This window comes from Halorubrum sp. Ea8 (genome assembly GCF_002252925.1).
In the GTDB taxonomy this organism is placed as follows: domain Archaea; phylum Halobacteriota; class Halobacteria; order Halobacteriales; family Haloferacaceae; genus Halorubrum.
The window spans coordinates 84,378-92,180 of sequence record NZ_NHPF01000033.1 but is presented as its reverse complement, the minus strand read 5'-3'; the positions used below and the strand labels follow the sequence as shown (position 1 = coordinate 92,180).

At 69.7% G+C, this 7,803-nt stretch carries 10 protein-coding genes and 1 tRNA gene; 5 read left to right on the top strand and 6 right to left on the bottom strand.

What is annotated here, in order from left to right; genetic code table 11:
- Positions 1–191: 191 nt before the first annotated feature.
- Positions 192–1,238: a hypothetical protein gene (locus DJ74_RS02835; RefSeq protein ID WP_094526292.1), complete on the bottom strand. Its 1,047-nt coding sequence runs from the start codon at positions 1,236–1,238 to the stop codon at positions 192–194.
- Between the two features lie 52 nt (positions 1,239–1,290).
- Entirely contained in the window at positions 1,291–2,010 is a 720-nt protein-coding gene (locus DJ74_RS02830; protein WP_094526291.1) for a DUF1405 domain-containing protein, read from the bottom strand.
- A gap of 120 nt (positions 2,011–2,130) precedes the next feature.
- On the opposite strand from DJ74_RS02830, the gene DJ74_RS02825 reads away from it, so the two are divergent.
- Entirely contained in the window at positions 2,131–2,799 is a 669-nt protein-coding gene (locus DJ74_RS02825) for an FxsA family protein (RefSeq protein WP_094526290.1), read from the top strand.
- 106 nt (positions 2,800–2,905) lie between these two features.
- Positions 2,906–2,979: transfer RNA gene (locus DJ74_RS02820), tRNA-Ile, on the top strand.
- 253 nt (positions 2,980–3,232) lie between these two features.
- On the opposite strand, the gene DJ74_RS02815 is transcribed toward DJ74_RS02820, so the two are convergent.
- The 4 genes from DJ74_RS02815 to DJ74_RS02805 form a co-directional block, all read right to left on the bottom strand.
- A complete protein-coding gene (locus DJ74_RS02815) occupies positions 3,233–4,417 on the bottom strand; it encodes an MFS transporter (RefSeq protein ID WP_094526289.1) in 1,185 nt (394 codons plus the stop codon).
- Between the two features lie 149 nt (positions 4,418–4,566).
- Positions 4,567–4,704, bottom strand: coding sequence for a hypothetical protein (locus tag DJ74_RS19005; protein WP_170938289.1), 138 nt, complete (start codon positions 4,702–4,704; stop codon positions 4,567–4,569).
- Positions 4,692–4,934 carry an amphi-Trp domain-containing protein gene (locus tag DJ74_RS02810; protein WP_094526288.1) on the bottom strand — a complete coding sequence of 81 codons (243 nt, stop codon included), beginning with the start codon at positions 4,932–4,934 and terminating at the stop codon, positions 4,692–4,694. Before DJ74_RS02810 ends, DJ74_RS19005 begins: the two co-directional genes overlap by 13 nt.
- A gap of 6 nt (positions 4,935–4,940) precedes the next feature.
- Positions 4,941–5,360, bottom strand: a complete 420-nt coding sequence (locus tag DJ74_RS02805; RefSeq protein ID WP_094526287.1) for a CBS domain-containing protein — start codon at positions 5,358–5,360, stop codon at positions 4,941–4,943.
- 279 nt (positions 5,361–5,639) lie between these two features.
- Here DJ74_RS02805 and dhaK point away from each other — a divergent pair, with 279 nt between their 5' ends.
- The 3 genes from dhaK to dhaM are packed head-to-tail and all read left to right on the top strand — an operon-like array spanning position 5,640 to position 7,800.
- Positions 5,640–6,641: a dihydroxyacetone kinase subunit DhaK gene (gene dhaK / locus DJ74_RS02800; RefSeq protein ID WP_094526286.1), complete on the top strand. Its 1,002-nt coding sequence runs from the start codon at positions 5,640–5,642 to the stop codon at positions 6,639–6,641.
- The gene (dhaL, locus tag DJ74_RS02795) at positions 6,638–7,420 is read left to right on the top strand and encodes a dihydroxyacetone kinase subunit DhaL (protein ID WP_094526285.1); all 783 of its coding nucleotides are present in this window, start codon (positions 6,638–6,640) and stop codon (positions 7,418–7,420) included. The genes dhaK and dhaL overlap by 4 nt, the downstream gene beginning before the upstream one ends.
- Positions 7,420–7,800 (top strand): dihydroxyacetone kinase phosphoryl donor subunit DhaM, encoded by a 381-nt coding sequence (gene dhaM, locus DJ74_RS02790; RefSeq protein ID WP_094526284.1) that lies wholly within the window; start codon positions 7,420–7,422, stop codon positions 7,798–7,800. The genes dhaL and dhaM overlap by 1 nt, the downstream gene beginning before the upstream one ends.
- Positions 7,801–7,803 lie beyond the last annotated feature (3 nt).

Below are 7,803 nucleotides of genomic sequence, written 5' to 3'. Positions count from 1 at the left end.
CGCCTCCCCAGCCTCGTCACCGGCGCTACGCGCCGGTTGCAAGCGAGAGCTTTGCTCTCGCCCTGTCGCTGGCGCCGACGGCGCCAGCGACTCCCTCGCGCGTGCTCCTCGGCCGCAAGGGCGGCCTCGCAGGCACGCGCCGCCGCAGCCGGTTTATAAATAGATTTGGTCGATACCCGGATCCGACGGTCTCAGAACTCGAAGCCGACCGCGTCGCGGTGAGGCCGGAGCGGGCTCATCGGGTACGGCGGCGACGACTCGGGGTCGTTGAACTCGCGGGGAGCGACGTCGTTCGGGGTGTCGGGGTAGAACAGCGCGGCGAGCGTCTGTATTGCGGTCCGCCCGCTGGCCAGTTCGAACTGACCGCCGCCGTAGCAGTCGATGCCGCGCTCCTCGCAGTACGCGATCGTCTCGAACAGGGATTCGAGGGTGCCGAACCGCGAGGGTTTGATGTTACACCAGCCGGGCTCAACCGGGAGCGATTCGAGGCTCTCGACGCCGTCGATCGGGTAGTCGAAGGAGAGCCGGTCGGCCTGCGGCTCGACGAGCGGACTGGTCTGCGGCGTGAACGCCGGGTCCTCGACGATCGCGGCGGGGAACGCGGCGAACACGTCGCGGTACAGCTCCGGGTCGGCCTCGACGTCCACGTCGGTGTCCTCGTACCAGCCCTTCAGGTCGAGGATCCGAACCGCGTCGGTCTCCCTGAGCGCGACGAACGCCTCCTCGGGCCAGTCCGGAGTCGGGTCGAGCTTGAACTCCAAGTCGTCGTCGAGCGCGAGTAACTCCTCGACGCGGTCGGTCGTCGGCGGCTCGCCGAGCCGGGTGGAGACGACGAACCGGACCGGGTCCGGTTCGATCCCGAGGTACTCGCCGAGCGACTCGTCACGCTGTCGGAGCGCTAGGTCGAGCGCGGCGCTCTCTACGGCCCACCGGCGGTAGTTCCGGAAGTACTCGCGCGTGGGCGGCTCGTGGGCGAACAGGTCCTCGTCGTCGAGCCGAGCGGAGAGCTCCTCGATCGTCCACTCGCCCTCGATGTCGATGGGGTCGGTCCCGACGAGGGCCGCGTGGTCCTCGGCCTCGTAGGTCACGTCCTCGCCGCGGCCGACGACGCCGTCGCCGGTGAGCCGGAACTCGGTCGTGGTGCGCTCGAACCCGCTGGTCGTGGCCCCGGTGTATCGGCGCCGGTCCACCGACTCGATCGTCACGGACAGCTCCGCGATCCGCTCGTAGGCGCTCATGCGTCGTCAGACGCCCCCGGAGAACTTAAATCAGGGACGCGGACGGCCGCCGTCAGGGCCGCGCGCCGTCGCCGTCGCGTTCGTACCGCGCCCGGAGCGTCTCGACGTGCGTGCCCAGCGTCCAGAACAGCGGGATCACGGTGAGCGCGACCGCGCCGGCGGCCGCGACCTGTAGCACGGTGGTGGTGAACCACGGCGTCGCGTCGGCGTACGGAAGCGAGGTGTGCGTCACGCCGCCGGTGACGGGGACGAAGTAGTCCATCAGGAGGTCGACGGTGTACCACGCGGTCGCGACGGCGACCGCCTTCGGCGGGAAGTCCGTGATCCGGTAGAGGACGAACGCCTGCACCACCATTCCGAGGTGACTCACGAGGAGGAACGCGTACAGCGGGACCCCCGACGTCTCGACGAACCGCGGCGCGAAGACGACGAGCACGTACGGGGTCCACAGCCCGAGTTTGACGTTGCCGAAGAACGCGAGCGTCGAGAGGGTGTCGCTCGACCGGCCGACGGCCCACGCCGCGAGCGCGAGGGCGATGAGCAGCGTCGCCCCGGGGCTGTCCGGGACGAACGCCCACATCTCGGCCGGGATCTCCCGGAACTGGAACCGGTAGTACCAGAAGCCGAACGCGGTGCCGACGAGGTTGATCGCGACGATGACCCACGCGAACCGGAAGGCGACGTCCTCCAGCGCCTCCGGCAGCGGCGCGACCCACCGCGGCAGCGACTCGCGCTCCGGGGGCTCGCGTCCGAGCGCGCCGACGATGTCCATACGCTCGGGTCGGACCCGCCTGTCAAAGCCGTGGCGGTCGCGGATCGCGAGCCCGGGCGACGCCGTCGGCCGTCGACCGGACGAAAAGGGCTATGAGTCCCCGGCCGGAACGCTCGTGGTATGCGCCCGCGCACGCTGCTCGCGCTGCTGCTAGTCGTCCCCCTCGTGGACGCGCTGTTCCTGATCGTGGTCGCGACGCGGCTGGGGTGGGCGGTCACGGTCGCGCTGGTCGTGCTGACCGCCGTCCTCGGCATGCTCCTCTTGCGCGCCGAGGGGCGGGCGACGCTCGCGCGCGTCCAGCGCAAGCTGGCTCGCGGCGAGCCCCCGACCGACGAACTGCTCGACGGCGGCCTGCTGATCGCCGCCGGCGCGTTCCTGCTCACGCCCGGGCTCGTGACGGACGCGGTCGGCTTCCTGCTCGCGCTCCCGCTCTCCCGAGTCCCGATTCGGATGGCGCTCAAGAAGTACGTCGTGGTGCCGTACCTCGACAGCGAGACCGGCGGCTTCGCCTCCGGGAACGTGTACATCGGGGGATTCCCCGGCGACGGCGGCAGCGGCGGTAGCGGTGGCTTCACCATGGGCGGTGGCGGCGGATTCGGCGGTAACGGATTCGACGGCGACGCCGCCGGCGACACCCCCGGCGACGACCCCGACGACTTCCCCGGCGCGAGCGGCGCCGGCGGAGCGGGAGGCGACGGCGGTGACCGCTTCGACGATCCGGATCACGCCGACGACGTGGTCGATGTCGATTTCACGGTCGAAGACGAGAAGTCCGACCGAACCGACTGACCGCGAGACGGTCGCGGCTCGGGACGCCGAAACCGCGAGACGGCGGAGGAGTGGTGAAAGGAAACCCTTAAAATCCTACCCGCGCAACGCTTGAATGCGCTCACCTGGGCCAATAGCTCAGTCAGGTTGAGCGCTCGGCTGATAACCGGGAGGTCCACGGTTCAAATCCGTGTTGGCCCACCTACAGCGTCCACGGTCTCTGGCCGTGGCGTGTTAGGGGCTGTACGCCTCCCCAGCCACCTAACTTCGTTCCTGTTCTCGATACTGACATGTTTTTCGAGGATTGATAGATAAACGATCCCCGACAAGTCACGCAATGACTGATGCTCAATGGGCAGGTCCTCAGTCTAGTACTTTCCAGCGATTCACACGGTTCTATCTCGCGGTCGTGGATCCAGACGACTCTCTCACGAGCGCTCCGTCTGGAATACGCTCACGACTCAGTCGCACTCGCGACGCGGTCGGCCGCGGGGAGCCGATCGGTCCAGTAGAGCGCCGCTGCCAGCCCGAGGATGACGGCGAGGCCGGCGGCGAAGCCGCGGAAGACCGCGGCGAACGGGTAGCCGGCCTCGACGAGCGCCCCGACGACCCCGCTTCCCGACGCCTCCACGGCGATAGAGAGTCCGCTGAACGCCGCGAACGTTCCGGCGCGGGTGTCGGCCGGAAGCGCCGAGAGGACGTAGGTGTCGAGCGCGGGGAACAGCCCGTGAATCGTGTAGCCGAGGAGGACCGAGATCGCGCCGAGCGCGAGCGCCCCGCGGAAGACCGTCAGTCCGAACACGCCGGCCGTGAACGCCCCGACCAATCCGAGGATGTAGGGGACCGTCGGGAGGCGGTCGACGAGGGTTCCGCTGGCCCAAAAGGCCGGTATCCCCGCCGCGAACGCGACCGTCAACAGCGCGTTCGCGGTCCCCGGGGCGAGCCCCCGAGCGAGCATCACGGAGACGTAGAAGTTGAACAGTCCCTGCCAGACGAAGCCGGCGGCGCTGATGAACAGCATTCCGGCGAGGACCACCCGCCAGTTGCCGAGCACGCCGCGGAAGTTCCGCGCCGGCGGTTCCTCCGGGACCCGGTCGGCCCGCCGGAGGCCGACGGCGAACGCGAGGGTGGTGACGAGGGCCGCGGCCGCGAGGAGCCAGAACACCGCCCGCCACGTCGCGATCGCGACGACCGACACGACCACCGTCGGGGCGGCCACCGCCGCGAGCTGCGCCGCCGTCCCGTGGATGCCGATGCGCTTGCCGACCCGGTCGGGGTACAGCTCTCCGATGAGCGGCACCGCGGAGACGAAGTAGGTGCCGGAGGCCACGCCGACGGCGAACACCCCGACCCGGAGCGTGCGGAGGTCCGGCGACGAGGCCGTGAGGGCGGCCGCCGCGGTGAGGATGACCCCGGAGACGACGACGATTCGTCGCCTGGAGACCCGCGTGAGAACGTAGCTCAGCGGCAGTCGAGGGAGCGCCGTGCCGAACCAGACGAGCGACACGACCGCGCCGACGGTCGCCGGTCCGACGTCGAACGCCGCCTGTAGCGGTTCGACGAGCGGGGCGAAGACGACGCGCCCGAAGTTGACGACGAAGACCATCCCGAGGAGGCCCCCGTACAGGCGGCGAGTCATGGCCCGGTGTTCGCCGCGGGGAGGTGTAATCTGTTGTGATCGGACCGCTCGCGCCGACGGCCGGCCGATCGGATACACAGATCGGATCCGGAGGTCGGATACGAGGGCCGTTCGCGTCGCTCCCCGACTGGCTTCGACACCACCGACGTTCAGCCGGCGTCACCGAGGCCGACGGCCGCGAGGTCGCCGAGGCGGTCGTCGGCGCTATCGAACCGCTCGGAGTCGTATAAAACCGCGTCCGGCGCGGCGCCGACGAGGCCGGCGCGACGCGGGGTTACTCGGTCCACCTGATCTCGTATTCCAGTTCGAGCCGTTGGGCTCCGGTCTCCGAGTCCGTGAGCCGTTCGAGTTCGACTTCGAACCGGGCCCGTTCCGGGATCGACGCGGTCTGCTCTTCCGCGCCGCTCGCTAACGTGACGTCCCCGGACTCGATCTGATCCGCGGCGTCACGCAGTGCTTCCGCGATCTCTCGTCTCTCGATCCCCTCCTCGTTTTTGAATAGCTCTTCTTCGGGCATTGTTGGTCAGTATTCGGGTCGCTGGGCTCGGATGACATCGCCGAGCTGTTGCTGTTCGTCGGCGAGCAGCTCGGCCACGTCGTCCGCCGTGATGATTCCGACGAGCGTGTCTCCCTCACAGATGGGGAGGCGTCGGATTCCGTGCTCGGCCATCAGGTTCATCGCCTCGTAGAACCCGGTGCCGGGTTCGGCCGTGCAGAGCCCGTCGGTCATCACGTCTTCGGCCGTCTGCTCGGTCGGGTCGAGCGCCGCTCCGAGGACGCGAACGGTCAGGTCCCGGTCCGTGACGATCCCGACGGGCGTCTCGCCGTCCGTGATCACGACGCTACCGACGTTCTCCCCGTCCATTGTCGCGGCGAGCTCGGCCACGGAGGTTTCGGGGGGAGCCGTGACGGCGTCGCTGCGAGCGAGGTCTTCGATTGGCATGTGGTTTCACCCACTTGGAAATATGAGCTAGACAACATAATTGAATATCATGATTGTTGATTCGTGGGAACGACTGCGCGGTGTCTCGCGCCACACGTCGACCCGCGTGAGCGGCCCCGGTGAGTTTCGGGCGACGGGTCCCAGCGAGTTTCGGCTGCCGGAGAGAGGCGCGAGCGCCCCGTTCACCCGGTATCGAGCGCGATCGCTCTGGCTGCGCCCGGCGAGGAGCGTGAACTCCCACTATCTTTAACAGATCTCGGAGTGTCATACACGTTGATTATGAAAAAGCTGATCAACGACCCCGACGACGTCGTCGACGAGATGCTGGACGGGATGACCGCGGCGTACCCGGACCGGTTCCGCAGGCTCCCGGATACGCAGGTCGTCGTCCGGGACGACGCGCCGGTCGAGGGGAAGGTGGCGCTGGTGACGGGCGGCGGGAGCGGCCACGAACCGACGCACGCGGGGTACGTCGGCGACGGGATGCTCGACGGAGCGGCCGCGGGCGACGTGTTCTCCTCGCCGACCGCCGACGAGTTCGAGGCGCTCATCGACGCCTGCGACGCCGGCGACGGCGTCCTCGCGATCATCAAGAACTACGAGGGCGACGTGATGAACTTCGAGACCGCCATCGAGCTCGCCGAGATGGAGGGCGTCGAGGTGGAGAGCGTCGTGGTGAACGACGACGTCGCCGTCGAGGACTCGCTGTACACCTCCGGGCGACGCGGCGTCTGCGGGACGATCCTCGTCCACAAGGCGGCCGGCGCGAAGGCCGCCGAGGGCGCCGACCTGTCCGAGGTCAAGCGCGTCGCCGAGAAGGTTATCGACAACGTGGGCACGATGGGCACCGCGCTCACCTCCTGCGTCACCCCGGAGAAGGGCGAGCCAACCTTCGATCTCGGCGACGACGAGATCGAGCTGGGGATCGGGATCCACGGGGAACCGGGCACCGAGCGCACCGAACTGATGAACGCCGACGAGATCACCGACGCGCTGACCGAGGCGGTCCTCGACGACCTCGACCTCGACGAGGGACAGGAGGTGCTCACGATCGTCAACGGGATGGGCGGCACCCCGCAGATGGAGCTGTTCGTCGTCAACCGCCGGCTGCAGGAGCTGCTCGGCGAGCGGGACCTCGAGACGTGGGACGCCTGGGTCGGCGACTACATGACCTCGCTCGACATGGCGGGCGCGTCGATCACCGTCTGCGCCGTCGACGAGGAGCTGAAGGAGCTGCTCGCCGCGCCGGCCGACACCCCCGCTCTCACTCGGACCCAATGAGCCGGGAGGGCCGAACCGACGGGGGAACGGCGGACGAGGCGACCGAGGGGGCCGCCGTCGTCGCGGCGGTCGAGGCGGTCGCCGACCGCATCGAGGACGAGCGCGACCACCTCACGGAGCTCGACTCCGCCATCGGCGACGCCGACCACGGCGGGAACATGGCCCGCGGGTGGGCGGCCGCCGCCGACGCCGCCCGCGACCTCGACGACCCCGACCCGCAGTCCGTCTGCAGGACGGTCGGGAAGACGCTCATGGCCGAGGTCGGCGGGGCCTCGGGCCCGCTGTTCGGGGGCTCGTTCGTGTTCGCGAGCGCCGAGCTCGACGACGGGGTCACCGCCGAGAGCGCCGTGGCGTTCGCCGAGACCTACTTGCAGAAGGTCGAGGACCGCGGCGACGCCCGGGTGGGCGACCAGACGGTGGTCGACGCGCTCACCCCCGCGGTCCACACGTTCAAGAAGTCGATCGAGACGGACGAGCTCCCGCCGCTCGAGGCGCTCGCGAAGGCGGTCGACGCGGCCGAGCGCGGCGTCGCGTTCACGGTCCCGATCCGGGCGAAGAAGGGGCGCGCCTCCTACCTCGGGTGGCGCTCCGTCGGCCATCAGGACCCCGGCGCGACGAGCGCGCTGTACATCCTCGAAGAGCTGCTCGCGACCGCCGCCGACGCGCTCGACAGCGAGGTGCCCGACGCGGACGCGACCTCGCCGACGATCCCCGACGAGGAGCCCGACGACGCGGCGGGCGACGGAGAGGGCGACGCGCCACCGGAGGACGGGGACTGATGGTCGGGCTCGTCGTCGTCTCGCACAGCGGACGCGCGGCCGAAGGGATCGTCGAGGTGGCCGCCGAGATGGCCGGTGACACCCGGATCGAGCCGGTGGGCGGCGACGGGCAGGGCGGGATCGGCACCGTCCCGGACGCGATCGAGGCCGCGGTCGACGCCGCGGACGACGGGGACGGGGTCGTGGTCCTCGTCGATCTCGGTAGCGCCGTCATGAACGCCGACGTCGCCGTCGAGATGAGCGACGCGGAGGCCGTCATCGCCGACGCGCCGGTGCTGGAGGGCGCGGTCAACGCCGCCGTCGCCGCCACCGACCCGTCCGCCACGCTCGACTCGGTCCGGGAGCAGGCCGAGGCGGCCCGCGGCGTGGAGAAGCTGTAGCGC

Bases quoted from the DNA above. Each gene is read 5' to 3' on its own strand.
- dhaL (WP_094526285.1), top strand. From the start codon at position 6,638: ATGAGCCGGGAGGGCCGAACCGACGGGGGAACGGCGGACGAGGCGACC.
- DJ74_RS02810 (WP_094526288.1), bottom strand. From the start codon at position 4,934: ATGCCCGAAGAAGAGCTATTCAAAAACGAGGAGGGGATCGAGAGACGA.
- DJ74_RS02835 (WP_094526292.1), bottom strand. From the start codon at position 1,238: ATGAGCGCCTACGAGCGGATCGCGGAGCTGTCCGTGACGATCGAGTCG.
- DJ74_RS02830 (WP_094526291.1), bottom strand. From the start codon at position 2,010: ATGGACATCGTCGGCGCGCTCGGACGCGAGCCCCCGGAGCGCGAGTCG.
- dhaM (WP_094526284.1), top strand. From the start codon at position 7,420: ATGGTCGGGCTCGTCGTCGTCTCGCACAGCGGACGCGCGGCCGAAGGG.
- DJ74_RS02825 (WP_094526290.1), top strand. From the start codon at position 2,131: ATGCGCCCGCGCACGCTGCTCGCGCTGCTGCTAGTCGTCCCCCTCGTG.
- dhaK (WP_094526286.1), top strand. From the start codon at position 5,640: ATGAAAAAGCTGATCAACGACCCCGACGACGTCGTCGACGAGATGCTG.
- DJ74_RS02805 (WP_094526287.1), bottom strand. From the start codon at position 5,360: ATGCCAATCGAAGACCTCGCTCGCAGCGACGCCGTCACGGCTCCCCCC.
- DJ74_RS02815 (WP_094526289.1), bottom strand. From the start codon at position 4,417: ATGACTCGCCGCCTGTACGGGGGCCTCCTCGGGATGGTCTTCGTCGTC.